The organism is Methylocella sp. CPCC 101449, assembly GCF_031921685.1.
GTDB lineage: Bacteria > Pseudomonadota > Alphaproteobacteria > Rhizobiales > Beijerinckiaceae > Terripilifer.
On sequence record NZ_JAPDHU010000002.1, the window covers coordinates 1,772,199 to 1,797,152 of the forward strand.

General features: G+C 61.8%; 22 protein-coding genes and 1 riboswitch. Of the genes, 14 read left to right on the forward strand and 8 right to left on the reverse strand.

The features are described 5' to 3' along the window. Positions 1-111 precede the first annotated feature (111 nt). The 5 genes from OIM99_RS19405 to OIM99_RS19425 all read left to right on the forward strand — a co-directional run bounded on the left by OIM99_RS19405 (position 112) and on the right by OIM99_RS19425 (position 4,339). Entirely contained in the window at positions 112-705 is a 594-nt protein-coding gene (locus OIM99_RS19405; protein WP_311852097.1) for a DUF1285 domain-containing protein, read from the forward strand. Then, entirely contained in the window at positions 702-1,385 is a 684-nt protein-coding gene (locus OIM99_RS19410; protein WP_311852098.1) for a CoA pyrophosphatase, read from the forward strand. Before OIM99_RS19405 ends, OIM99_RS19410 begins: the two co-directional genes overlap by 4 nt. Further along, the gene (locus OIM99_RS19415; RefSeq protein WP_311852099.1) at positions 1,382-2,647 is read left to right on the forward strand and encodes a CCA tRNA nucleotidyltransferase; all 1,266 of its coding nucleotides are present in this window, start codon (positions 1,382-1,384) and stop codon (positions 2,645-2,647) included. The genes OIM99_RS19410 and OIM99_RS19415 overlap by 4 nt, the downstream gene beginning before the upstream one ends. Positions 2,648-2,748: 101 nt before the next feature. After that, positions 2,749-2,988, forward strand: a complete 240-nt coding sequence (locus tag OIM99_RS19420; protein WP_311852100.1) for a hypothetical protein — start codon at positions 2,749-2,751, stop codon at positions 2,986-2,988. A gap of 4 nt (positions 2,989-2,992) precedes the next feature. Continuing rightward, positions 2,993-4,339, forward strand: coding sequence for a tetratricopeptide repeat protein (locus OIM99_RS19425; RefSeq protein WP_311852101.1), 1,347 nt, complete (start codon positions 2,993-2,995; stop codon positions 4,337-4,339). 98 nt (positions 4,340-4,437) lie between these two features. Here the strand turns inward: OIM99_RS19425 and OIM99_RS19430 are convergent, their stop codons facing one another. Further along, positions 4,438-5,217, reverse strand: coding sequence for an SDR family oxidoreductase (locus OIM99_RS19430; protein ID WP_311852102.1), 780 nt, complete (start codon positions 5,215-5,217; stop codon positions 4,438-4,440). 295 nt (positions 5,218-5,512) lie between these two features. Here OIM99_RS19430 and OIM99_RS19435 point away from each other — a divergent pair, with 295 nt between their 5' ends. Continuing rightward, positions 5,513-6,199, forward strand: coding sequence for an outer membrane beta-barrel protein (locus tag OIM99_RS19435; RefSeq protein WP_311852103.1), 687 nt, complete (start codon positions 5,513-5,515; stop codon positions 6,197-6,199). Positions 6,200-6,252: 53 nt separating this feature from the next. On the opposite strand, the gene OIM99_RS19440 is transcribed toward OIM99_RS19435, so the two are convergent. From OIM99_RS19440 to OIM99_RS19450, 3 genes are read right to left on the reverse strand one after another with little or no spacing between them, the layout of a single operon-like run. After that, the gene (locus OIM99_RS19440) at positions 6,253-7,107 is read right to left on the reverse strand and encodes a 23S rRNA (adenine(2030)-N(6))-methyltransferase RlmJ (protein WP_311852104.1); all 855 of its coding nucleotides are present in this window, start codon (positions 7,105-7,107) and stop codon (positions 6,253-6,255) included. A 9-nt stretch (positions 7,108-7,116) separates the two neighbouring features. Beyond that, positions 7,117-7,920: a ribonuclease T2 gene (locus OIM99_RS19445; protein WP_311852105.1), complete on the reverse strand. Its 804-nt coding sequence runs from the start codon at positions 7,918-7,920 to the stop codon at positions 7,117-7,119. Between the two features lie 10 nt (positions 7,921-7,930). Beyond that, positions 7,931-8,356, reverse strand: a complete 426-nt coding sequence (locus OIM99_RS19450; protein ID WP_311852106.1) for a hypothetical protein — start codon at positions 8,354-8,356, stop codon at positions 7,931-7,933. Between the two features lie 259 nt (positions 8,357-8,615). Between OIM99_RS19450 and OIM99_RS19455 the strand changes: the two genes are divergently transcribed. Continuing rightward, positions 8,616-10,058: an undecaprenyl-phosphate glucose phosphotransferase gene (locus OIM99_RS19455; RefSeq protein WP_311852107.1), complete on the forward strand. Its 1,443-nt coding sequence runs from the start codon at positions 8,616-8,618 to the stop codon at positions 10,056-10,058. 15 nt (positions 10,059-10,073) lie between these two features. Here the strand turns inward: OIM99_RS19455 and OIM99_RS19460 are convergent, their stop codons facing one another. Beyond that, the gene (locus OIM99_RS19460) at positions 10,074-11,483 is read right to left on the reverse strand and encodes a mannose-1-phosphate guanylyltransferase/mannose-6-phosphate isomerase (RefSeq protein WP_311852108.1); all 1,410 of its coding nucleotides are present in this window, start codon (positions 11,481-11,483) and stop codon (positions 10,074-10,076) included. Between the two features lie 17 nt (positions 11,484-11,500). Further along, positions 11,501-13,075 (reverse strand): peptide chain release factor 3, encoded by a 1,575-nt coding sequence (locus OIM99_RS19465; protein ID WP_311852109.1) that lies wholly within the window; start codon positions 13,073-13,075, stop codon positions 11,501-11,503. A gap of 246 nt (positions 13,076-13,321) precedes the next feature. Here OIM99_RS19465 and OIM99_RS19470 point away from each other — a divergent pair, with 246 nt between their 5' ends. The 5 genes from OIM99_RS19470 (at position 13,322) to OIM99_RS19490 (ending at position 18,406) form a co-directional block, all read left to right on the forward strand. Next, positions 13,322-14,242: a PepSY-associated TM helix domain-containing protein gene (locus OIM99_RS19470; protein ID WP_311852110.1), complete on the forward strand. Its 921-nt coding sequence runs from the start codon at positions 13,322-13,324 to the stop codon at positions 14,240-14,242. Between the two features lie 154 nt (positions 14,243-14,396). Further along, entirely contained in the window at positions 14,397-15,842 is a 1,446-nt protein-coding gene (locus tag OIM99_RS19475) for a circularly permuted type 2 ATP-grasp protein (RefSeq protein WP_311852111.1), read from the forward strand. 4 nt (positions 15,843-15,846) lie between these two features. Beyond that, a complete protein-coding gene (locus OIM99_RS19480) occupies positions 15,847-16,806 on the forward strand; it encodes an alpha-E domain-containing protein (RefSeq protein WP_311852112.1) in 960 nt (319 codons plus the stop codon). Between the two features lie 6 nt (positions 16,807-16,812). Then, on the forward strand, positions 16,813-17,622 hold the full coding sequence (locus OIM99_RS19485) for a transglutaminase family protein (RefSeq protein WP_311852113.1): 810 nt from the start codon (positions 16,813-16,815) through the stop codon (positions 17,620-17,622). Positions 17,623-17,656: 34 nt separating this feature from the next. Continuing rightward, positions 17,657-18,406, forward strand: a complete 750-nt coding sequence (locus tag OIM99_RS19490) for a peptidase (RefSeq protein WP_311852114.1) — start codon at positions 17,657-17,659, stop codon at positions 18,404-18,406. Here the strand turns inward: OIM99_RS19490 and OIM99_RS19495 are convergent. Further along, positions 18,403-18,984 carry a hypothetical protein gene (locus OIM99_RS19495; RefSeq protein ID WP_311852115.1) on the reverse strand — a complete coding sequence of 194 codons (582 nt, stop codon included), beginning with the start codon at positions 18,982-18,984 and terminating at the stop codon, positions 18,403-18,405. The two genes, OIM99_RS19490 and OIM99_RS19495, sit on opposite strands and share 4 nt — an antisense overlap. Before the next feature lie 218 nt (positions 18,985-19,202). After that, positions 19,203-19,304: riboswitch (TPP riboswitch) on the forward strand. 82 nt (positions 19,305-19,386) lie between these two features. Between OIM99_RS19495 and thiC the strand changes: the two genes are divergently transcribed. Continuing rightward, positions 19,387-21,231 carry a phosphomethylpyrimidine synthase ThiC gene (gene thiC / locus OIM99_RS19500; protein WP_311852116.1) on the forward strand — a complete coding sequence of 615 codons (1,845 nt, stop codon included), beginning with the start codon at positions 19,387-19,389 and terminating at the stop codon, positions 21,229-21,231. A 106-nt stretch (positions 21,232-21,337) separates the two neighbouring features. After that, positions 21,338-22,405, forward strand: coding sequence for a TRAP transporter substrate-binding protein (locus OIM99_RS19505; RefSeq protein ID WP_311852117.1), 1,068 nt, complete (start codon positions 21,338-21,340; stop codon positions 22,403-22,405). A gap of 54 nt (positions 22,406-22,459) precedes the next feature. Here OIM99_RS19505 and OIM99_RS19510 read toward each other — a convergent pair whose 3' ends face one another. After that, positions 22,460-24,829 (reverse strand): TonB-dependent receptor, encoded by a 2,370-nt coding sequence (locus OIM99_RS19510; RefSeq protein WP_409371526.1) that lies wholly within the window; start codon positions 24,827-24,829, stop codon positions 22,460-22,462. Between the last annotated feature and the right edge of the window lie 125 nt (positions 24,830-24,954).

Below are 24,954 nucleotides of genomic sequence, written 5' to 3' on the forward strand. Positions count from 1 at the left end.
CGGATCGAATTCCCGGCATATTCTGCTAGCAAGATTGGTTCCCAATCGGGCATCCACAACCCAAATCATCCGTGATTCATTTGGCAGTGTTCACCGAAAGCGCGCGGGAATATGGCGGCAAAGGCGACAACAGGCGGCGAAACGGCGGCGGAATTGAACAATCTGGCCTCGGCCGCTCGCGTGGCCGGCGAACGCGGTCTGCCGCCCGTCCACCTGTGGAACCCGCCCTATTGCGGCGATATCGGCCTGCGCATCGCCCGCGACGGCACCTGGTTCTACCAGAATTCGCCGATCGGCCGCCTGCCTCTCGTGAAACTCTTCGCGTCGATCCTGCGCAAGGACCCCGAGGGCCACATGCTGGTCACGCCGGTCGAAAAAGTCTCGGTGGCGGTCGAGGACGCGCCCTTCCTGGCAGTCGAATGTCTCGAGAAGGACGGCACGCTGACCTTCCGCACCAATGTGGACGACCATGTCAGCGCCGACGCGGACCATCCGCTGCGCTTCGAACCGGGACCTTCGGAGGGCCTCAAGCCCTATATCCGCGTGCGCGGTGACCTCTGGGCGCTGGTCACCCGGCCGATTTTCTATGATCTTGTCGAACGCGGCGAGACCCGCGATATCGATGGCCGGACCATGTTCGGCATCGCCTCGGCCGGTTCCTTCTTTCCCATGGCGCCGGCTGACGAGATCGAGGGTTTGGTGTGAGCGAAGGCTGGATGGACGACCGCATCGACAAGGCTCAATCGCCGACCGCCGCCTTTACCGCGGCGGAGGTCGAGACGCGCGGACGTGACAAGCTGAGCCTCGAACTGCCACAGGATGCCTTCACACGCATCCTGCCGCGACGCGGCGACCACAATCTCAACCGCGAACGCTTTACCTATGACGGCCTAGGCAAGCCGGCCGCCGTCCTCGTGCCCGTGGTTGCCCATCCCCAGGGCGCGACCATGCTGCTCACCCAACGCACGAGCAAGCTGCGCGCCCATGCCGGCCAGGTCGCCTTTCCCGGTGGCCGCATGGATCCGGAGGATGCCACCCCCATCGATACGGCTCTGCGCGAAGCCTATGAAGAGGTCGGCCTGCAACCGGCCGATGCATTGCCCGTCGGCTATCTCGATCCCTATCAGACCGGCACCGGCTATCGCATTATCCCGGTGGTCGCCATCATCAAGCCGGACCTCGTCTACACTCTTAATCCCGATGAAGTGGATGCCGCCTTCGAAGTGCCCCTCGCCTTCCTGATGGAGCCCGGCAATCGCCATCTGCATCATCGCGAATTCGAAGGCATCATGCGCTCTTTCTACGCCATCCCCTTCGGCGACCATTACATTTGGGGCGCTACCGCCGGCATTCTCTATAATTTCTACGAAAGGCTTTACGCGTGAACGCGCGGATCATCGACGGCCGGATCGAAGGCGCCGGCTTTCTCAACGATCCGAAACTGCGGCTCCTGCTCGACGTCTTGAATGGCGATGGCGAGGAAACGCGCGTCGTCGGTGGAGCGGTCCGCAACGCCCTCCTCGGTCAGTCGGTGCATGAAGTCGATCTCGCGACCACCGCCTTGCCGGCCGTCGTGCAGGAGCGATGCCAGGCCGCCCGGTTGCGCACCATCCCAACCGGCATCGAACACGGCACGGTCACCGTGCTTGTCGACGGCACGACGTTCGAAGTGACGAGCCTGCGCGAGGATATTGCAACGGATGGTCGCCATGCAGTCGTGCGTTTCGGCCGCGATTTCCGCGCCGATGCGCTGCGCCGCGACTTCACCATCAATGCTTTGTCCGTCGATGCCTCGGGTAAACTCTACGACTATACCGATGGCATAAACGACGTTGCCGCCCGCCATGTGCGCTTCATCGGCGAAGCGCGCCAGCGCATTCGCGAAGATTATCTGCGCATCCTGCGGCTGTTCCGCTTTCACGCCGCCTATGGCGAAGGACCGCCAGACCAAGAGGCCGTCGAGGCCGCCATCGCCGAGCGCCATGGCTTGGAACGCCTGTCGCGCGAACGCATCCAAGCCGAAGTGCTGAAACTGCTGCTCGCCCGCCGCGCCGCAGATGTCGTCGCCGACATGACCCAGGCAGGTCTTCTGGGGCCGCTGATCGCCGGGGTCGTCAATGCCGCGCCGCTGGCCCGCTTCATCGCCATCGAACAGATGCATGACCTGCCCGGAGACGCCGTTCTGCGGCTTGCTGCCGCCTGCGTCCTGGTGGAGGAGGATGGAGCACGTCTGCGCGAACGCCTTCGGCTATCGAATCAGCAGGAACAGCGTTTGATCCAAGCGGCGGCGGCGGCCACCGCCCTGCACGGACGCAACATGCCGCCGCCGCATGGTGAATTGAGCGCTTTTCTTTATGTCCACGGACGACGCGCCGCGCTCGATGGCCTTCTGTTGGCGCAAGCGGCGAGTACCGCCCCCGCCGACGATCCGGCATGGCGATCGGCCTTTCATTTCCTGCGCGACACGCCGGAAATCCGCCTGCCGGTCACCGGCGCCGATATTCTGGCGCGCGGTATCGACGCAGGACCGGCCATCGGCGCCACTTTGAAACGGTTGCAAGCCCTTTGGATTCGCGCCGGTTTTCCGCAGGACCCCGAGACATTGGCCCGTTTGATCGACGAATCGATCACTGATTCGCGCCGCTGAACCGCCGTCACGCCCTGGTCGCATCGATTTCGCACGCTTCCCCCGACTCGCAACAACCGCGGAGGCACGCTATGTTTGCGACGTTGAACGCGGAGTTGAGTATGCGGGTGCAGCGAAAGTCGCCGGGCGAAATAGCCCAGGCGCTAGGCGAACGGACGAAAAGCGCTGGCGGTTGGCGCCGCGAGACCTTCACCATGGCGCGCCCCGCCGCGCGCGCCAAGGCGCGCGAATGGTTCGACCGCTTCCCCAAGGCTGCCTATATGACCGAAATCGAATTCTGGCGTGAGCTGGAGGACGGCCGCATCGAATTCACCATCCGGCGGTTGCCGACGGCGGACTGAGCGGATGTTCCGCGACGCGCAAGGTCTCGAACTCACCTGTGCTTCGGCCACGGCCGCCGCCGCCTATGATCACACCATCGACGGCTATTTGCTCAACCGTTTCAATGTCTCGCAACGGTTGAAATCCTGCCTCGCCGAAGATCCCGACTTCTGCATGGCGCATGTCTTGCGCAGCGCCTTTTCGATGATGTCGTTCAACGAGACCAATGTGGACTTCGCCCGCACGTCGCTGGCGAAGGCTCAGACACTCGCGCCACGCACCAGCCCGCGTGAACAGGCCCATGTCGCGGCTCTCAGCCATTGGATATCAGGCGAGCATGACCGCACGCTCGCCGCCTGGAGCGCCATCGCAACGCAATGGCCGCACGACATCCTCGCTTTCCGCATGCACCATTTGCTGGGCTTCTGGTGCGGCCGGCCGGAACTGTTGTTCGCGCAAGCGGAAACAACCTTATCGCATTACGGTCGGGAGCTTCCCGCCTACGGCACGGTGCTGGCTTGCCGCGCGTTCGCCCATGAGGAGTGCGGCAGCTATCTGATCGCCGAGAATTGCGCCCGCGAAGCCATCGCCATCGACGCAACCGACGTGTGGGCCACCCATGCCCTCGCCCATGTCTTCGAAATGCAGGGGCGCCGCGCGGAAGGTATCGCTTTTCTCTCGGCGATGGAGCCGCATTGGGAAGGCGGCAACAATCTGCTCCATCATTTGTGGTGGCACCGCGCGCTCTATCATATCGAACGCGCGGAATTCGATGAGACACTACGCCTTTACGATGATCGCTTCCGCGATCTCAATTCGATCACCACCACCGCCATGCCCGATCTCTACATCGACATTCAGAATGCCGCCTCGGCGCTCTGGCGCTTAGAACGGCAGGGCATCGATGTCGGCGACCGCTGGCAGGAAATCGCGGCGAAAGCGCAACCGCGCATCGGCGATTGCCGCAATCCTTTCACCCTGCCCCATTGGGTACTGGCGCTGGCCCGCGCCGGCCATCATGCCGAGGCGGTCCATTTCATCAAAGGCATGGAGGATTTCGTGCTGCGCAATGTCGGCGACCTCTCGCCGCTCGTGCGCACCATCGCGCTGCCGCTCTGCAAAGCCATCCTTGCCCAGGCAGACGGACGATCGAGAGAAGCGATCGACTTGATGCGCCCGGTACTGCCCACCATGCACCGCCTTGGCGGCAGTCACGCGCAGCAGGATCTCCTGGAACAGATGTTCCTCAGCTTCGCCGAGAGCGCCGGCTCGGATGCGGATCAGACGCTGATCCTGGAACGGATTCGCGGCCGCCGCGCACTGCCGCCTGAACGCAGCATCGGCTGGCGCGAGGCCGCGCGCTCGCACTAGAGTCTTTCACCGTTTCTTTGAAACGGTGAAAGACTTCAGGCTCTTGTTTTGACGCGTTTTCTTCACGCGAACCGGTATCCACTTCGCTCGAAAACGCTTTAAAGATCGTTGGTCACGTCAGGCGTTTTCCAGGCGATGTGCTGGCCGCCGTCAACGGCGATCATCTGGCCGGTCACGCTGCGCGCCCGCGCCAGATAGGCCACCGCATCCGCCACATCTTCCGCCGCGACCGCCTGTTCAAGCGGAATGTTGGCCGCCTCGCGCTCGAAACCGTCGGTGCCGTCCATGACGTTGGGAAAGACTGGACCCGGCCCCACCGCATTGACGCGCAGGCGCGGCGCGAAAGCCTGCGCCATGGTCTGCGTCGCCGTCCACAGCGCCGCCTTGGTCAGTGTGTAACTGAAGAAATGCGGATTGAGACGCCAGACGCGTTGATCGGCGATGTTGACGATCGCGCCGGTCGCACCTTCAGGCAAAGCCTGCGCCATCAGCGCCGCCAGCGCACACGGTGCGCGCAGGTTGACCGCCATCGCTCGATCGAAAAAGTCCGTATCGAAAGTCGCCGGCGTATCTTGTTCGAACAAAGAGGCATTGTTGATGAGCAGCGTCACGCCGCCAAAAGTGCGGGCTGCTTGCTCGAAGACCAGAGCCGGCGCCGGCGTCTCCATCAGATCGGCCACGATGACATGGGCACGCCCACCCGCCTGTACGATGTCACGCGCCAATAGCTCCGCCTCGGCATACGAGCGCTCCGAGGCATGCAGTGCCAGGGCATAGCCCTCCTGCGCCAACCGTTTCGAAATGGCCCGGCCGATTCGCCGCGCCGCGCCTGTCACGAGCGCAACGCCCGCCCCCGTCGTCTGCTCCACTGTCACCATCTATCCGCCGCCTGCGGCGCCTTTCCCATCTTCTGCCATCACCGGGCCACAATAGCGGCAAGTACCACGAATTCGACAGCGAAGATGGGCGGGATTTCACAGCAGCGGGATTTTTCCCGTCCGCAGGGGCCACAAACGGCAGGCGCGCCGGCCTCATCCAAGGCAGAGACGGCACGAAATCTCCCCGAACCTGCACGATTACGACCGATTCAGCGACACATTCCACTGGCCAAGTGACGATCGTCATCCGGTGCCGCGAGCGGGCCTGATGCGGATTCGGAATTGGAGAGACGGAATGAAAAAGTATTCGGTTGCGACGGCCGCGGTCGCGCTTGTGATGATAAGCGGAGCTGCGCTGGCGGCCGACCTGCCCCGCCGTGTTGAACCCGCTCCGCCGCCGGCCCCCATCTTCACCCAGCCCGCTTTCACCTGGACAGGTTTCTACGCCGGTCTTTCCGGCGGCGGCGCTTTCGGCCGTCTCGGCCGCGGCTCGAACGATTTCGGCTCCGCCAGTGGCGGCATGGTCGGCGGTACGCTTGGCTACAACTATCAGGTCAACAACATGTTCGTCGTCGGTCTTGAAGGCGACATGAGCTGGGCCGGCATGACCGCCAACCGCACCCTGCCCGGACCGATCTTCATGCGTGCCAAGATGAACAGCTTCGCCACAATCCGCGCGCGCGCCGGCGTCGTCGCCTTCGATCGCACGTTGCTCTACATCACCGGCGGTTACGCAGGCGGCAACATCAACTCGACGATCACCGACACCACCGTTCCGGCGGTTTACTCGGCCAATTCCTGGCGTAACGGCTGGGTGATCGGCGGTGGCGTCGAATATGCGATCAACCGCAACATCTCCGCCAAAGCCGAATATCTCTACACCCAGGTCGGCAACAACAATAACGGTGGCGTGGTCCCGATCGTCAGCAACTCGGGCTATCGCGGCTCGATCATCCGCGCTGGTCTGAACTACCGCTTCTAGGAAGCCAACGCCCAACAAAGAACCGGCGACTTCGATCGCCGGTTCTTTTGTATTTACGCCGTCTCAGCCACCGCCCAACGACACGTCCAGCGCGCGCGGCCCTGCGCCATCACCTGCGCGAACCATGGCGCCAGGGTTTCGATCTCCGCCGGCAAAGTATGCGGCGGGTTGATGATCGCCAGCCCACACCCCGACAGTTTCGTCGAGGTTTCATCACGGCGGCCGACATCGAGTTCGGCGCGCAACAAACGCGTCACACCTGCCTCAGCCAAGCCCTCATAAAAATCGTCGACGACATCGGCATCCTTCACCGGATACCAGAGCGCATAGGTGCCCGTCGGCCATTTTTGCCAAGCCGCGGCCACAGCATCGCCCATGCGCCTGAATTCATCGGCGGCCTCGAACGGCGGATCGATCAAAACCAGTCCGCGCCGTTCGACCGGCGGCACATAGGCTTTCAGCGCCGTATAGCCGTCGATGCCAATCACCTTCAGCCGCCGATCACGCCCGAGTTTGCGTGCCAGGGTACGGACGTCCTCGTCGTGCAGATCGCAGACCGTCAACCGATCCTGCGTGCGCAGCATCCGCTGCGCCACCGCGGGCGATCCGGGATAAACAGCGGGGCGCCCTTCTTTGTCACCAGCGCCGACAACCGCAAGCCAATCTGCCAGCAAAGCCTCGATTTCGGGCGGCCGCGATGCTGTGAGGATACGGGCAATGCCGCCGCGCCATTCGCCCGTGCGCACCGCCCGCTCGTCGCCCAGATCGTAAAGGCCCGTGCCGCCATGGGTATCGATGTAACGCAGCGGCGTTTCCTTGCGCATCAAATACAGAAGGATGCGCGCGACGATGGCGTGTTTGAAAACATCGGCGAAATTGCCGGCATGGAAAGCGTGGCGATAGTTCATAGCGGATAGCTAACGGACCGGCGGCACATTGATCTGCTGCGAGCGGCAAGCCTGACGCGTCACTTCCGGACACGGCCTGAAGTCGCGCAAATCCTTGCTCAGGCAAATGCGCACTTCCTGCAACATGCCACGCTGGCACGCCACCGCCATCATGCCAGGCCGCAAACCGCGATTGGCATCGATGAAAGCGCGCTGAATATCGAGCGGCGATACGCGCTGGGCGGAACGCGGCTGCTGCAATTCCTGCGGAATCTCGACTTTGTTGCGGGCCCGCCGAACGTCAGCGAAATATTCGCTCGGCGACCGGCCGGAACAGGTGCCGTGCTTGCGCCATTCGTAACGGGCAAGGCCGAGATCGGGAAACACACCCTCCGCATCGCGCATGGCGCTCGCCGGAGGATTGCGGATCGGGCTCGGACAATCCGACGGAAAGCCCCGTTCATACTGCGGCCACAAGCCATGAACGACGAAACCATGGTTCGAACCGATCTGGCATTGATCGCGATCGTCATTGTTGCCGGACGCGCAGAAACTCGACGACCAGCTCAAGGCCAGCACGTAGAAATCGAACGGCCCCGGCGCGACTGATGTCGCCTGATCGCGACGCGGACCGCCAAACCAACCACCCCGATTGTTGTCCTGGCTCCGATCGTCCCGATTGGAAGGCTGCCGACGATCCTGATTGCGGTCGCTATTGCCCTGGCGATCCTCGCAGCGATCGAGAACGCAATCGTTGTTACCGCCGCGATATTGCGCCACCGCCGGCAAACTGAAGACCGCCAGCAGCAAGATCAGGAGAGATCGGATCGGCATGGGCGTCCCGTCAGCGGCGCGCCGCCCGGCAAGCCGGCCCGTAGGCATAGTTGCGGTCGACGCCGGCAACGCACCATTCGACGCCCCACCCCCAGCCGATGAAGCCGAGGTTTTCGCCGACCCAATAGGTCACCTGGCGCCAGCGCCCATCATTCATATAGGCGCGTGCCGTGCAGTAACGGCGCGGGATGTAGTCGGAGCCATTGGAGCGGAAGCCGGTCTCGTGGATGCGATCGTAGGCCACGATCTGCAAAGCCGAGTTCCAGTATTCCGACTCCTTGGATGCGAAGCGGCTCTGGATGGTGCCCAGCACGCTATTGTCCCAGCAGGCCGGCAGCGAGCCCGTATAGGGCTGATAGCGGTACTCGGCCGGCAACTGCGGCCGCGCCAGGGTCGGCTGGATGGCGCCCAGAAGCGCCAGCGCGGCACCCGTCATCGCGAATTTTCCGGCTAATTTTCCGATTCTGGATGCCATCACGAACCCCCTGCGCAAACCGCTGAAATTGCGCCCGACGATGCCGCTTCTGCCGGCCGCCGGTCAAGAGAAACGCCGCCGTTTTTCCCCTCGAGACAGTCCTCCAGGGCGCAGCCTTTGCAGCCTCCCGTACAAACCCGGTGAAAGCAGGTCCGATCGTGTCAGGACGGGGCGCCGGTGTACCATTTTGAGGCAGGCATCGGTGGCCACGCAGGATTATGTGACATATCCCCGAAAGACGGGATCGCTCGTCCGCTGGCGTGGCACGGCCACGTCCGTCGTCTCTCCGGCCGTGGTGCGAATCGTTTTCTCCATTATCGCCGCCACCTGCGATGCCCTCGCCATTCTGGCCAGCGCCGTCATCACCTGGTTCGTCTATCACTACCTCGCCTATCCCCACGCCCCCGCGTTCCAGCCGATCGGCACCCAGGGCTATTTGATGGCGGCCCTGTTCATCGTGCCGAACATGATGCGGCGCGAGTATATGTTCCCCAACTACCTGACCTTCCGCAGCCACATGCGCCGCACCGTCGTGCTCTGGAATGTCGCCTTCGCCAGCACGATCATGTTGGCCTTCCTGGCCAAAACCAGCGCTGAATTCTCGCGGGGCGCCATGGTCTTCTTTTACGTCGGCGGCCTCGGCTCGGTGCTGCTGATGCGTCTGGCTCTGGTGCGCATCGTCGCCGACCGTTCGGGCAACGGCAGTGTCGCCCAGAAGCGCATCTATCTCGTCGGCTTCGAGGAGGAAATCCAGCGCTTCATCGATACCTACAAGCCGTGGGACATCGGCATGCGCGTCGTCGCCGCTTCGGTCCTGCGTGGGCCCGACAGCCTTCGCGACGATCTGGCGCTCGCCGCCGCTTCGGCCCGCGTGCTGCGCCCGGAGGAAGTGTTCATCCTCGTGCCCTGGTCGAACCAGGAAACGATCGAAGCCTCTATCAGCGCCTTCCTGCGCGTGCCCGCCGCTATTCATCTCGGCCCGGAGCGTGTGCTCGACCGCTTCCGCGACGTTCACATCGAACGAATTGGCAATATCTCGACCCTGCACCTGGTGCGCCGGCCGCTATCGACCTTGGAAGTCGTCACCAAGCGCGCATTCGATATCGTCATCGGTTCACTGGCCCTCATTCTGCTGAGCCCGCTGTTGCTGCTCACCGGCCTGGCGATCCGGCTGGATTCAAAAGGCCCGGCCCTGTTCCAGCAACGCCGCTACGGCTTCAATCAGGTGCCGTTCAACATCATCAAGTTCCGCTCCATGACGACCATGGACAATGGCCGCACCATTCAGCAGGCGACCGCCAACGACAAGCGGATCACTCGCCTCGGCCGTATCCTGCGCCGCTGCAACATCGATGAACTACCGCAACTGATCAATGTCGTGCGGGGCGACATGTCGCTCGTCGGCCCGCGCCCACATGCCATGGCGCACGATCAGCACTACATGCACAACATCGCGCTCTATGCCCGCCGCCATAACGTCAAGCCGGGGATCACCGGCTGGGCGCAGGTCAACGGCTATCGCGGCGAAACCGATACGGAAGAGAAAATGCGAGCGCGCGTCGAGCACGATCTGACTTACATCGACAACTGGTCGCTCTGGTTCGACATTAAGATCATGCTGCTGACCGTCTTCTCGCAGAAGGCCTATACCAACGCCGGCTAGAGTAAATCGCGACGATCAGTTGCGGTTATAAATGTCTTCGATGCGGACGATGTCATCTTCGCCGAGATAACCGCCGGTCTGAACCTCGATGATTTCGAGATCGATCTCGCCAGGATTGGCAAGGCGGTGAATGCAGCCGATCGGCAGATAGATCGACTCGTTCTCTTTCAACAGAGAGATCGTGCCGTCGAGCGTCACTTCGGCGATGCCTTTGACCACCACCCAGTGCTCGGCGCGGTGGAAATGTTTCTGCAACGACAGCTTGCCGCCCGGCTTGACGCTAATGCGTTTGACCTGATGGCGCGCGCCATGATCGACGCTCTGATAATAGCCCCACGGACGATAGATGCGTTTGTGTTCCAGCGGCTCACGCCGGCCGGCCCGTTTCATCTGATCGACGAGATCGCGAATCTTGCCCGCTTGTTCGGCATTAGCCACGAGAACCGCGTCGCCAGTTGAAACCACCACCACATTGTCGACGCCGATGACCGCGGTCAGCCCTTCTTCCGACCGGATGAAGACATTCGATGCATCGAGCACGATACCGTCACCGCGCACGCTATTGCCGCGTTCGTCACGCGGCGAAAGTGCGTGAACGGCCGGCCAATTACCCGTATCCGCCCAGCCGAATTCGCCGACGATCATCGCCGCGCGGGCGGATTTACGCACCACGGCCGTGTCGATCGACTGAGCGGGCGTTGCCTCGAACGGCGCGGCGGGCAAAACCAGAAACTGCAGATCGGGCTTCGCCTGATCGAGCGAGGCGCGTGCGGCGGCCGCGAGTTCCGGCCCATGGGTCGCGATCTCGCCGGCCATCACATCGGCACGGAAAAACAGATCGCCGGAATTCCACAGATAGCCTTCGTCGATCAGACGGGCGGCCGTTGCCGCATCGGGCTTTTCGACAAAAGCGCCGATCTTGGAAAGGCCGGAAGCAAGCGCGCCAGTCGGTTGCATATAGCCATATTCCGTCGCCGGATAAGCGGGCTTTACGGCGAGGCCAACGAGTTCGCCCTGCGATGCGGCCGCAGCCGCCCGCCGACACAACGTCTCGAAAGCTACCGCATCGGCAATCGCATGATCAGCGGCAAAAACGCCGACGATCGTATCTGGCGATCGGCGCAGCGCCAGTTCGGTGGCGACCGCGACACTGGCAGCGGTGTCGCGCGGCGCGGTTTCGAGAATGATCTCGCCCTCGACTCCTGCCTCGGCCATCTGCTCGGCGACCAGGAAACGATAATCATGATTGGAGATGACGACCGGTGGCGCGAAAGCCGCGTCGGACGCCAGGATCGACAGCAAGGTCTTGAAGGTCGATTGCGAGCCGACCAATGGCAGAAACTGCTTGGGCAAGCTTTCGCGCGACAGGGGCCAGATGCGCGTACCAGAACCGCCACACACCACGACGGGTAAAATTTGAGTCATGCCCCCTCCGCCCGGTCTTATGCAGCTTTCTTCTGATAGTCCTTAATGTCCGAAAAAGCGATCTTCGGCCATTTCTCCTGCTCGTAATTCAGTGCCCAGGCGGAAGCTGCCATAAAGACCGGCGCGCCATCGAGATCGGCGGCCATGGACGAGGGGAAAGCACGCAGGAATTTGTCGAGTTCGGCGCGATCATCGCTTGAAACCCAGCGACACAATTCAAACCGGCTGTTCTCGAAACTCACAGGCAGGCCATATTCGGCGGCCAGCCGCTCTTTCAGCACGTCGAGCTGCAGCGCGCCGACGACGCCGACGAGCGCGCCCGATCCGTCGTTTGGCAGGAAGAGCTGCACGACGCCCTCCTCGGCCATCTGCTGCAAGGCCTCAAGCAGTTTGCGCGCCTTCATCGCATCGCCAATTTTGACGCGGCGCAAAATTTCCGGCGCGAAACTCGGCACGCCGCGAAACACGATGTCCTCGCCCTCGGTCAGCGTGTCGCCGATGCGCAGCACACCATGGTTGGGAATGCCCACCACGTCGCCGGCATAGGCCTCGTCGGCGATGGCACGTTCCTGGGCAAAGAAGAACTGCGGCGAATTGAGTGCCATCGGCTTGCCGGTGCGCACGATCTTGGCCTTCATGCCGCGCGCCAGCTTGCCCGAACACACCCGCATGAAGGCGATGCGGTCGCGATGATTCGGATCCATATTCGCCTGGATCTTGAAGACGAAACCGCTCATCTTCGGCTCGCGCGGCGCGACCAGACGCGTCGCCGATTCCTGGCCACGCGGCGGCGGCGCAAAAGCCGCCATCGCATCGATCAGATCCTTGACGCCGAAGGTGCGCAACGCCGAGCCGAAATAAACCGGCGTCAGATGGCCTTCGAGAAAAGCCTGTTTGTCGAACGGCTTGAGGCCCTCGACCGCCAGCATCAGCTCTTCAGCGAAAGCTTCACGCTCATGTTCAGGCAGCATTTCCGCGATCGAGGGATCTTCCGGTCCGTTGACCGGCCGCAGCTCCTGCTCACCTTCGACCGGCCGCACGGCACTCGCCTGAATATCGTAGGTGCCGGCGAAGGAGCGACCACGCCCGATCGGCCAGGTCATCGGCGCCACGTCGAGCGCCAGGGTCTTCTCGATCTCGTCGAGCAAATCGAAGGGATCGCGCGTTTCGCGGTCGAGCTTGTTGATAAAGGTGACGATGGGAATGTCGCGGAGGCGACAAACCTCGAACAATTTGCGCGTCCGATCCTCGATGCCCTTGGCAGCGTCGATGACCATGACGGCCGAATCCACAGCCGTCAGCGTGCGATAGGTATCTTCGGAGAAGTCTTCGTGACCCGGCGTATCGAGCAGATTGAAGACGCAGTCGCCATATTCGAACGTCATCACCGAAGTGACGACCGAGATGCCACGCTCACGCTCGATCCCCATCCAGTCGGAGCGCGTCTGCCGGCGGTTCGCCTTGGCGCGCACCTCACCGGCGAGCTGAATGGCACCGCCGAACAGCAGCAATTTCTCGGTCAGAGTGGTCTTACCGGCGTCGGGATGGGAAATGATGGCGAAGGTGCGCCGGCGGCTGACGGGATCGGTCATAACAAAAGCTTGAAAGGGAACGGGAAAAGGAGCCGGACGGCCACCTGGGAGGCGCTTGCCATATCGCATCCGCGAACGAAAGCCAATTTCCACGATGAGGGCCTCTCGCAGCGGATGAGATCCACACCCGGTCCCGCACTTTGGAATAGCTCTAAACTTCTGGAAACACAGGCGTAAAATTACCGATAAGTTATTTGCGCGGACCTCTCCGCTCTGGCATCCAAGGAGACCGAGCTGGAGGTTGTGATGTCGAAAGCCCTGTTGTTGCGTCTGCACCGCTGGATCGCGGTGATTTTCGCCATTCCCCTGGCGATCATCATCGTGACCGGGTTGCTGCTGTCGCTACAGCCCCTCCTCCAGGCTGGCTCCATCAAACCGGCCTCGCTCACGCAGGACAAGATCGAAAGCTGGATCCAGAAATACGATCCCGACAACAAGGTCCGGGCCCTATCCGTCGACACCTATGCAGGCACCTTCACCCTGGGCGGTGGCCGGGGCGAGCGTGGCACCGTGATCGATACGCAGACCGGCGCCGAAACGACGGATCGGAACATGCTGAGCCAGGTCATCCGGTCCTCCCGCGGCCTGCACGAACATTTTCTGTTCGACCTGCGTTGGGTCGTGACCTGGTCGACGGTGGCAATGCTGTTCATCATCGCGATGGGCATTTTCATGGGCCTGCCGCGCCTGGCTAACACTATGTCAGGCTGGCATAAAATCACCGCCTGGACTCTGTTGCCGCTGCTTTTCCTCAGCGCCCTTTCCGGATTGTTCATGGCGCTCGGCGTCACCTTTTCCGATCCCGCGCCGCGCGGCAAACCGGTGCCGATCCGCGAAGCCGTGCGCATGCTCGCCGCCCAACACGATCTTTCGGGCCTCGAATTCATTCGTGAGCGCGGCGGCCGCCAGATGGCACGGATCAACGACGGCACGACCCAGCGCACCTATCTGGTGACGCCGGAAGGATTGAAGCCCGCTCCCCTCAATCTGCCGCGCACGTTCCACGAAGGCGTTTTCTTCGGCATCTGGGGTGGCGTCGTGAATCTGATTCTGTCGCTGGCCTTCGCACTGCTGCTGACCACCGGGCTGATCATCTGGGGCCGGCGCACATTCCGCCGCCGTCGGCGCACGCGGCGCCCGGAAGTGGCCGGCGCGGCCGCCGAATAATCTCCTCGCACTACTGCTCTTAGTCTAGGCGACCTGGCTAATGCGCGGGCACGAGCGCCCGCGCACTGGTCAAATTGCGGATATTGCGCTCACGCGCTGCTGGTACGATGATTGCTCCGGCCGAACCAACCGGCCACGGGGGTCTCCAGCGCGCATGAGCAAGACCAGATTTTTTGACGAGATGAATGGATATGGCGAGACGACTCGCGCGCTTTACGCAGGCGTCGCCGACTGGCTGAAGAAAACCCCTTCCGACATTTTGGCGACCCGCCGCGCCCAGGCCGAATTGATGTTCCGCCGCATCGGCATCACCTTCGCCGTTTACGGCGGCAATGACGACACCGAGCGCCTCATCCCCTTCGACATCATTCCGCGCATCGTCAGCCAATCGGAATGGTCGGCCCTTGAGATTGGCCTCGTCCAGCGCGTCAACGCGCTCAATATGTTCCTGTCCGACATTTATGGCGCCCGCGAAATTCTGAAAGCTGGCGTTCTGCCCCCCGACATCATCTATCGCAACGCCTACTTCCGTCCGGAAATGGCGGGACGGCGTGTGCCGCACAACGTCTGGGTGCACATCGCCGGTATCGATCTGGTGCGCACCGGCGAAGGCGAATTCTTCGTGCTGGAAGACAATGCTCGAACGCCCTCCGGCGTCTCCTATATGCTGGAGAACCGCGAAGTGATGATGCGATTGATGCCGGATCTCTTTTCCGCCTATCGCATCGCCCCCGTCGACAATTATGCCGACGCTCTGCTCGCGGCACTTCGCTCCGTCACCCCCTCCTCCGCCCGCGGCGAACCGACAGTGGTTCTACTGACACCAGGCCAGTACAATTCCGCCTATTACGAGCATTCCTTCCTGGCCGACCGCCTCGGTATCGAACTGGTCGAAGGCCACGATCTCTCGGTGCGCGAAGAGGTCGTCTATATGAAGACGACCGAAGGACCGAAACGTGTCGACGTCATCTATCGACGGGTCGACGACGACTGGATCGATCCGCTTTCGTTCAATCCGGATTCGGCGCTCGGCGTGCCCGGACTGATGAACGCCTACTACGCCGGCAACGTGACTATCACCAATGCGGTCGGCACCGGCGTTGCCGACGACAAGGCGATCTATTCCTACATGCCCGAGATCGTGAAATTTTATACGGGACAGGAGGCGAAGCTCGGCAACGTGCAGACGTGGCGCTGCCGAGAGCCCGACGCCTATAAATATGTGCGCGAGCATCTCGACGAACTGGTCGTCAAGGAGGTCAACGGCTCCGGCGGTTACGGCATGCTGGTCGGCCCGCACGCCACCCGAGCCGACATCGACGAATTCGCCAAACGGCTCGATGCCGATCCCGCCAACTACATCGCCCAGCCGACCCTGGCGCTCTCCACCTGCCCGGCTTTCGTCGACGATTCCATCGCGCCGCGTCACGTCGACCTCAGGCCTTTCGTGCTCACGGGCGCCAATGGCGTACACGTGGTGCCGGGCGGTTTGACCCGCGTGGCGATGCGCGCCGGTTCGCTCGTCGTCAACTCGAGCCAGGGCGGTGGCACCAAGGATACCTGGATCATCGAAGACGCAAACCCGAGCCAGGGAGCTTGATCCTTTGCTCGCCCGCACCGCAGAAAATCTCTATTGGCTCGCGCGCTATATCGAACGCGCCGATTTCACCGCCCGCATCATCGAGGTGACAGCGCGTCTCGCTGCTTTGCCACGGAACTATCGCCGCTCGGGAAGCGAATGGGAAAGCGCGCTCGCGGCCGTTGGCGCTCTGAACAGCTTCAAGGCCAGTTTCTCGGAAGTGACGGAAAGTAACGTCGTTTTCTTTCTGACCTTCGACGAAGCCAATCCGTCATCGATCCGCCGTTGTCTCGAACAGGCCCGCATCAATGCGCGGACCATCCGCACGGCGCTGACCGCGGAAATGTGGCAATCGATCAATGCCGGCTGGCTCGAACTCAAAGCCATGGAGGAAAAGCGGCGTGGCGGCGAATATTCGGGCGCCGACAGCATTCAGCCGTTCCTCGAATTCGTCAAAGCCGTTTCGCTCGATTTCGACGGCTCTTCCTACCGCACCATGCTGCGCAACGACGCTTATTGGTTCAATCGCATCGGCCTCTATTGCGAGCGTGCCGACAATACCGCGCGGTTGATGGACGTGAAATATAACGTCCTCCTACCGAAGACCGAGGAAGTCGGTGGCTCCCTCGACTATTTCCAGTGGACGGCGATCCTGCGTGCCGTCTCGGCCCAGACCGCCTATCACTGGGTCTATCGCGAGAGCGTCAAACCCTGGCTCATCGCCGACCTTCTTATCCTGCGCAAGGAAATGCCGCGCTCGCTCGCCTATTGCTATGACGGCCTGACCCGCTTCCTCGACAGTCTCGGCAAGGCTTACGGCAAGCAGGGTATTGCCCAGCGCCATGCACGCAACATCCTGCGCCGTATCGACAGCGCTTCGATGGAAAGCATCTTCCAGCAAGGCCTGCATGAGTTCGTCACCAAATTCATCGAAGACAACAACCGTCTCGGTGCCTTGATCGCCGAACAATATCTCCATCATTGAGCCGCCATGCGCATCCGCATCCAATACGAAACCGTCTACACCTATGCGACGCCGCCACGTTCGGTGATTCAAGTGCTGCGGATGACGCCGCGCAATCATGAGGGACAGCACGTCATCGACTGGCGGCTCGATATCGATGCCAATTGCGTCCTGAAATCGTCCGAGGATGGCTTCGGCAACCTCGTTCACACCTTTACGGCCATGGGCCCCATCCCTCAGCTCATCGTCAGCGCCGAGGGCGAGGTGGAGACCTTCGACACGTCCGGTTTCGTCCGCAATGCGGTTGAACGCTTTCCGCCCGAACTTTATTTGCGCCAATCGCCCCTTGCCATCGCCGACGAACGCCTGAAGGCTCTGGCCGCCTCCATGGAGGGGGACAGCGATCACGCACGCCTGCACACCCTCCTCGACACTCTGCACGAAAAGCTCGATTTCGACACTGACCCGACCCACGGCGTCACCACCGCCGCCCGCGCCTATGCCGCCGGCGCGGCCGTAGCCGCCGATTTCGCCCACATCTTCATCGCCTGCGCCCGGGAGATGAATGTGCCCGCGCGCTTCGTCAGCGGCCATATCGCTTTGCCCGAGGACAGCAGCGTTCGGCACGCTGCCCATGCCTGGGCCGAAGCCTATATTCCGGACTATGGCTGGATCGGTTTTGATCCAGCCCTGGGCAAATGCCCGGAAGAGAGTCATGTGCGTGTCGCCTGCGCCCTGGATCATCTGGGCGCCGCCCCGGTGCGTGGTGCCCAGACTGGCGGCGACGGCGAGGCTCTTGACGTACGCATCAACGTCGTCGATAGCCAAAACCAGTAATTACAGGCGCGTTCGCGGACCGGAGGTTTCGCCCATGACCTATTGCTGCGGCGTGCTCGTGCGCGAAGGTCTCGTGATGATTGCCGATACCCGCACCAACGCGGGCATCGACAACATTTCGACCTTCCGCAAGCTGCATATTTTCCAGAAGCCCGGCGAAAAGGTGATGCTGCTGTCCACCGCCGGCAACCTGTCGCTGACCCAGACGGTGGTGAACTACATCACCGAGGGCATGGAGAATCCGGAAACCAAAGAGATCGAGCGGTTGCTCGATTGCACCAGCATGTTCGCGGCCGCCGAGTTGATCGGCCGAGCCGTCCGCCGGGTACGCGCGGTGAACGGCGAAATGCTCGAGCAGGAAAATGTCTCGTCGAGCACCACGTTCCTGTTCGGCGGTCAGATGAAAGGCCGCCGCCTGCGGCTCTTCATGATCTATTCCGCCGGCAATTTCATCGAGGCGACCGCCGACACACCCTTCTTGCAAATCGGTGAGTTGAAATACGGCAAGCCGGTGCTCGATCGCGCCGTCAGCTACGACACCAATGTCAGCGACGCTCTCAAGCTCAGCCTCATTTCGATGGATTCGACCATGCGCTCTAATCTCAGCGTCGGCCTACCCATCGACATGGCTGTGTTGAAGCGTGACGCGATCGAACTGGCACTCGACGGTCGCATCGACAACACGGATCCCTACTTCCATGATTTGCGCGATCGCTGGTCGACAGCTTTGCGACAGGCGCACCTCAACATCCCGGCGCCGCCCTACGGACGCCTGAAACCTTAATCCGACATCACGGTCACGCGGTTTGCGACCATGCCCTCGCCATTGCGCACGGCCTGCACGCGGACTTTGAGACCGGGTTTCAACATCGATCGCTCGACCTGATCGATCCGCGTCACCGGCACACCGGGATCAAGCACCAGTTCGGACTCTCCACCGGGAAAGCGCACCTTCATCGTATTGCTGCCGTTGGCGAGAACCGTACCGGTGACAGTGGCGTTGGTCATCGTCTGTCCGGCGGATGCGCCGCTCATCGGCCGTTGTCCCTCGCCAAGCCCACGCAAGGCTTCCGGGAAGATGCGCAGTTCGGTCGAGTGCAGTTTGCCATCGTCCTTCACGACAGCGGCCGAGGCGACAAAATCGTTCGGCTTGATGTCGTTCAATGTCGCGACTTTGTTTTGCAACACGACGAGACTGGGCGCGAGCGCAAAAGTCTCCGTATTGGCGTCGGTCTTCACGACAACCGAAGCCGAATCAAGCCGCTCGATCGTACCCACCGCGTTATAGGTGCCGGGCGCCTGCGCCACGGCTGAAGCAGCCGTCAAAAACAACGCTACGCCCGAAAACAAGATACTCTTCATGGGATGAACCTTTGGATTTCCCGCGCGCCACAGCCCGTCGTTGCGGGCATGGAAACACTGCGATCAAAACGGCGCAATCGGCTGGAAATCACAATCCCGCCATCGCCCGACCACCGCAGTTCCATCGGCATCCGGTCGATCACATGCGAACCAAGGCTTTTGCCTTTTTTCGAACGGTTCAAAGCAAACTTGCCGTTCCTTCCCTTTCGCGCTAGCTTTCGGACAGCCAGGGGTGCTGCCGGATTGTCCGGCAGCTGAGATCACACCCTTAGAACCTGATCTGGTTTGCACCAGCGGAGGGACGGCGAGCAGGCAAAGCCTATTTGCGGGCGTGGCCTATTCTTTCCTCCGGGTTCGTCGAGAACGATAGACGCTTGTGGTCTGGCGTCACGGAGACGCCGCATGAATATCCAGCCCAAACCCAGTTCGCTCATTCCCGAAACCGTCACCACCGGCTCCCTGACTGGCTCGCGCAAGGTCTATCACACGCCCCAGGGCCATCCCGACGTGCATGTGCCGTTCCGCGAAATCACTCTCACGGATCCGAACGAACCTGCCCTGCGCGTCTATGATGCGTCCGGCCCCTATACCGAAGTCGATCCCGGCATCGACCTGTCGAAAGGCTTGAAGAAAATCCGCCAACCGTGGGTCGAGCGCCGCGGCTTCTCGGCCTATCAAGGCCGCGCGGTTCTGGACGTCGACAACGGCGGCGTGAGTGGCGACAAGCTGGTGCCGGCCTGCCCCGCCAACACCCAGCCGCTTTCCGGCGAAGGCGCCAAATACGTCACACAATATGAATTCGCGCGCGCCGGCATCATCACCGAGGAAATGGTCTATGTGGCGCATCGTGAGAATCTCGGCCGCGAGAAAATGCTGGCCGGCGCGCAGGAGAAGCTTGCCGACGGCGAGAGCTTCGGCGCCGCCATTCCAGCCTTCGTGACGCCGGAATTCGTCCGCGAAGAAATCGCCCGCGGCCGCGCCATCATTCCCGCCAATATCAACCATCAGGAACTCGAGCCGATGATCATCGGCCGCAACTTCCTGGTAAAGGTCAATTCCAACATCGGCAATTCCGCCGTCACCTCTTCGGTGGCGGAAGAAGTCGAGAAAATGGTGTGGTCGATCCGTTGGGGCGCCGACACGGTGATGGACCTCTCCACCGGCCGCAACATCCACAACATCCGCGATTGGATCATCCGCAATTCTCCGGTGCCGATCGGTACGGTGCCGATCTACCAAGCGCTGGAAAAGGTCGGCGGAGACCCGCTGAAGCTTGATTGGGAAGTGTTCAAGGACACTCTGATAGAACAGGCCGAACAAGGTGTCGATTACTTCACGATCCACGCCGGCGTGCGTCTCAAGTATGTGCCGCTGACCGCCCGCCGCGTCACCGGCATCGTCTCGCGTGGTGGCTCGATCATGGCGCGCTGGTGTCTCGCGGGCCACCGCGAGAGCTTCCTCTACGAGCACTTCGGCGACATTTGCGACATCATGCGCAAATACGACGTGTCGTTCTCGCTGGGCGATGGCCTGCGCCCTGGTTCCATCGCCGATGCCAACGATGCCGCCCAATTCGGCGAGTTGGAAACCCTGGGCGAACTCACCAAGATCGCCTGGGAAAAGGGCTGTCAGGTGATGATCGAGGGCCCCGGCCATGTGCCGATGCATAAGATCAAGATCAACATGGAGAAGCAGCTCAAGGAGTGCCACGAAGCGCCCTTCTACACGCTTGGACCGCTGACGACAGACATTGCACCGGGCTACGATCACATCACCTCCGGCATCGGCGCGGCGATGATCGGCTGGTTCGGCACGGCCATGCTCTGCTACGTCACGCCGAAGGAACATCTCGGCCTGCCCGATCGCGACGACGTAAAAACCGGCGTGATCACCTATCGTATCGCCGCCCATGCGGCCGATCTCGCCAAAGGCCATCCGGCGGCGCAGATCCGCGACGATGCGATGAGCAAGGCGCGCTTCGAATTCCGCTGGGAAGACCAGTTCAACATCGGTCTCGACCCCGATACCGCGCGCGCCTATCACGACGAAACCTTGCCGAAGGACGCCCATAAGACGGCGCACTTCTGCTCGATGTGCGGACCGAAATTCTGCTCGATGAAAATCACGCAGGATCTGCGAGTGGAAGCGGCGGCCATGCTCGACAATGAGAAAGCAGCCCTAGAAGGGATGGCCGAAAAAAGCCGCGAATTCCTTGAGGGCGGCGGCAAGCTCTACGTCAAGCAATAAAGCTCGCTATAAAACGATTGCATGCCCGGCTCCGAACGGGCATGCACGACATCAAGATCAAGATTGACCCGCCTGACACTCATCAGGCGGAAGGGAGAATGCACGGATGAACCCGACACGACGGCGTATCTTGGCCGGCACCGCTGTCCTGCCGCTGGCGGCACCAGCCGTTGCCCGTGCCCAAACGCCGATTGTCTGGCGCATGGCCACCTCCTGGACCAAGGGCCTGCCCGGTCCCGGCGTTTCCGCCGATCGATTGGCTGAGCGCATCACGACCATGAGCGGCGGCCGGCTGCGCGTCGATGTCTTTCCAGCCGGCGCCGTCGTTCCCGCCTTCGGCGTTTTCGATGGTGTTGCTTCCGGCGCCGTCGAAATGGGCCATACCGCTTCGTTCTTCTGGGATGGCACGTTGCCCGGCGCCGCCTTCTTCACCACCGCCCCGTTCGGTCTGGGGCCGCTCGCCCATCAAACCTGGATCGAACATCGCGGCGGCCAGCAGCTTTGGGACGAACTCTACCGGCCGCGTGGCGTGCGGGGTCTGCTGGCCGGCAATACGGGGCCATCGATGGGTGGCTGGTTCCGCAAACCGATCGAAAGCAGCCGCGATGTCTCCGGCATGCGCATCCGCGTCTCCGGCATGGGAGGCGACGTTTACGCCGCCATGGGCGCGACCCCGCAGAATATCCCGCCCGGTGACATTTATACGGCCCTGGAAAAGGGTTCCATCGACGCGGTGGAGATTCTCTCGCCCGCCAACGATCTGCCCCTCGGCCTCTACCGCATCGCGCCCTTTTACTACATGCCAGGCTTCAACAAGCCGAATGGCGCGGGCGAAGCGCTGATCTCCCTCGCCGCCTTCGCCAAGCTGCCGGCCGATCTACAACGCATCATCGAAACCGCCTGCTCGGCCGAACATTCAGCCGGCCTTGCCGAAGCCGAACAGATGAACGCCGGCGCGATCATCGAACTCGCCAAGCTCGGCACGAAAATCACGCCCTTCCCGGCCGACTTCATCAAAGAAGCGCGGGAGAAGGCCGCGGCCGTCATCGAGAACAAGGCCAAGACCAGTCCGCTGACTGCGAAAATCGTCGCCTCCTATCGCGATGCGCTAGGCACCGGCAACACCTGGTCGCGCATCGGGACTTATATGGAACAGGCGCTCCGCGCCCCATAAAAAAACGCCGGGCGATGCCCGGCGTTCCTGTCTGGATCGACGCTCTGATCGAAATCAGAACTTCATCGTCGCGGTCACCGTCATCAGGCGGCCCGGCGCCATATAGGTGAACGGCGTGTTGCTGCGATAGAAGGCATCGTAGATGCGCGTGTTGAAGATATTGTAGACGGCAAACTTCAGAGCGAACATCTTGTTGATGTGCACGTCGGCAAAGGCATCGAAACGCCAGGACGACGGCAGCACGTTGCCGGTCGTGGCCGCCAGCGTTCCACCATACTGCTTGGAGGTGTAGGTCGCCTGACCACCAACCTCGAAGTACTGGTTGATGCGATATTTGCTCATCAGATTGAAGGACTGATGCGCCACGTTGGCGAGCTGCCGGCCCACGTTCGCGGCGATGGCCGTCTTCGTCACCTTTGAGTCCATCAACACCAAGCCACCGTAGACACTCCAATTGTCGGTGATCTTGCCATTGAGGCCGAATTCGACACCCCGCACGCGGTAAGCGCCCGAACCCACAACGACCGTGCCAATCTGCTCGCGCGCATTGTCTTTCGTCGTTTGGAACAAAGCGGCCGTGGCCAGAAGCTTCTGGTTGAAGAACTCCCACTTGGTACCGACTTCGATAGCCGTGTTACGTTCGGGACCAGCCGCCACATTGCCGGCGACGAGCCCGCCGTAATCCGACGCGCCACCGTCGACATCCGCGCCGACCGGGTTGGATGAGGTCGCGATCGCCGCATAGATGCTGGCGTTCGGCAGCGGCTTGATGGTCAGGCCGGCGTTATAGTTGAAGAGGCCATCCGAACGGCTCAACCGCGGGCTCGCCGGCGTCGGCGCGAACGGACGTAGCGCGATATTGTAGTGGTCGTAGCGGATACCGCCGTTGAAGATGATGAAGTCGTTATAGTTGGCGTTATGAATGAGGTACGCCGCCTGGGTATCGATATTGATGACCGTCGGCTGGAAGTTGCGCCGCGGCTCATTCGGGAAAGCCGCGTCGTTGAACGGGTTCCAGAGATTGAATGTATAGGAGCCGCTAGCGGTCGTCGGCGACGGGAAGGCTTCCGACGCCAAGCCTACATAGCTCTCGCGTGATGTCCGTTCACGCGAGAATTCAACGCCAGCGACCGTGGTGTTCTGCACCAGGCCGGTATTGTACTTGAGCGTTACGTCGGTCTGGTTCGTATAGAAACTCGTGACCTGATAACGGCTCTTCGGATTGCCTTGGGTCGTCCACAAGAGCGGATTCGGATTGGTGGTGTTGACCGATTCCGGCGGCGTCGCCACATAATCGAGGATCGACTTGCCCGCCCGGAAGCGTGAATTCAGCGTGATCCAATCGGTTAGCTTGGCTTCCATGGCGAAGGAGCCGGCGGACGTGCCGTAACGCTGGAAGTCGCGGTTGACGAGACCGTAGTAGTTGCTGCGGCGAACGCCCAATTCCGTCCACGGCTTCAGCAAAGTGCGGTTATAGGGCACGCCCCAATCCGGCAGCCCATCAAACTTGATGTAGGTATAGTCAGCGACAAACTTCAGCCGATCGCTCGGCTTGAAAGTCGTCGAGAGCGCCACGCCGTAACGATTGTCCTCGACCCGGTCACGCTCGGCGACGCCGGACTTCTGGCCCATCACGTTCATACGCACAGCCCATTCGGGTGTGATCACTTGATTGATGTCGATCGTGCCGCGCTTGGTGCGCGCGTTGCCCAAGGTCACATCGACACGACGGAAGCTTTCGTCGGTCGCCTTCTTGGTCACCAGGTTGATCGCACCGCCGGTGGTGCCACGACCCGCGAAGCTCGAATTCGGGCCTTTCAGAATTTCAACCTGCTCGATGTTGAAGTTCTCGCGGATACCGACGCTCGGATCGCGCACGCCGTCGATGAAGATATCGGAACGGGCATCGAAGCCACGGATCAAAATACGGTCGCCGAACGCATTGCCGCCTTCGCCCGTGCCCAGCGTCAGGCCCGGCGTCGTGCGCACCAATTCACGCAGCGAAGTCGCGCCCTTGTCTTCCATGACCTCCTTGGGGATCACGACGACGGTGCGCGGCTGATTGATGATCGGATCGACGAATTTCTGCGATGCCAGCCGGTTCACCTTGTAGGGCACGCCGGGCTGGGCGTAGGGATTGGCGTCGGCCTCAACGGGAACCGTGGGAACGCCGGCGCCGGCGGGATTTGGCGCGGCGATGACCGGAGCAGCCGGAGCAGCGGCGCGAACCGCGCGACGGCGGGGTGCGGCGGCAGCACGCGTCGGGCGCTGGGTGGCGCGCACGGCGGCCGGACGGGCCTTCTGCTGGGGCGCATCGACGGTGACCGACGGCAAAGCCGAGCTTCCGCTTTGCGCGAGCGCCGGCGCAACGGGCGCGACGGCAATGATCGCCGCTGCCGTCATGGCCCGCGCGGGCACATCCATTTTCCGCTTGGATTTAACGCCGGCAACCTGCGGAATTGGACGTAATGACACGGGGATGGACGGGGCGCTCATCGTTTTTCATGCCTCCAGACTTTAGAATCGAAACAAAAACACTAGGGTTTTCG

Coding starts and splice junctions, on each gene's coding strand:
- OIM99_RS19465 (WP_311852109.1), bottom strand. CDS start 13,075: ATGACCGATCCCGTCAGCCGCCGGCGCACCTTCGCCATCATTTCCCAT.
- OIM99_RS19440 (WP_311852104.1), bottom strand. CDS start 7,107: ATGAACTATCGCCACGCTTTCCATGCCGGCAATTTCGCCGATGTTTTC.
- OIM99_RS19475 (WP_311852111.1), top strand. CDS start 14,397: ATGAGCAAGACCAGATTTTTTGACGAGATGAATGGATATGGCGAGACG.
- thiC (WP_311852116.1), top strand. CDS start 19,387: ATGAATATCCAGCCCAAACCCAGTTCGCTCATTCCCGAAACCGTCACC.
- OIM99_RS19420 (WP_311852100.1), top strand. CDS start 2,749: ATGCGGGTGCAGCGAAAGTCGCCGGGCGAAATAGCCCAGGCGCTAGGC.
- OIM99_RS19460 (WP_311852108.1), bottom strand. CDS start 11,483: ATGACTCAAATTTTACCCGTCGTGGTGTGTGGCGGTTCTGGTACGCGC.
- OIM99_RS19425 (WP_311852101.1), top strand. CDS start 2,993: ATGTTCCGCGACGCGCAAGGTCTCGAACTCACCTGTGCTTCGGCCACG.
- OIM99_RS19470 (WP_311852110.1), top strand. CDS start 13,322: ATGTCGAAAGCCCTGTTGTTGCGTCTGCACCGCTGGATCGCGGTGATT.
- OIM99_RS19510 (WP_409371526.1), bottom strand. CDS start 24,829: ATGGATGTGCCCGCGCGGGCCATGACGGCAGCGGCGATCATTGCCGTC.
- OIM99_RS19405 (WP_311852097.1), top strand. CDS start 112: ATGGCGGCAAAGGCGACAACAGGCGGCGAAACGGCGGCGGAATTGAAC.
- OIM99_RS19495 (WP_311852115.1), bottom strand. CDS start 18,984: ATGAAGAGTATCTTGTTTTCGGGCGTAGCGTTGTTTTTGACGGCTGCT.
- OIM99_RS19435 (WP_311852103.1), top strand. CDS start 5,513: ATGAAAAAGTATTCGGTTGCGACGGCCGCGGTCGCGCTTGTGATGATA.
- OIM99_RS19450 (WP_311852106.1), bottom strand. CDS start 8,356: ATGACGGGTGCCGCGCTGGCGCTTCTGGGCGCCATCCAGCCGACCCTG.
- OIM99_RS19445 (WP_311852105.1), bottom strand. CDS start 7,920: ATGCCGATCCGATCTCTCCTGATCTTGCTGCTGGCGGTCTTCAGTTTG.
- OIM99_RS19505 (WP_311852117.1), top strand. CDS start 21,338: ATGAACCCGACACGACGGCGTATCTTGGCCGGCACCGCTGTCCTGCCG.
- OIM99_RS19430 (WP_311852102.1), bottom strand. CDS start 5,217: ATGGTGACAGTGGAGCAGACGACGGGGGCGGGCGTTGCGCTCGTGACA.
- OIM99_RS19490 (WP_311852114.1), top strand. CDS start 17,657: ATGACCTATTGCTGCGGCGTGCTCGTGCGCGAAGGTCTCGTGATGATT.
- OIM99_RS19485 (WP_311852113.1), top strand. CDS start 16,813: ATGCGCATCCGCATCCAATACGAAACCGTCTACACCTATGCGACGCCG.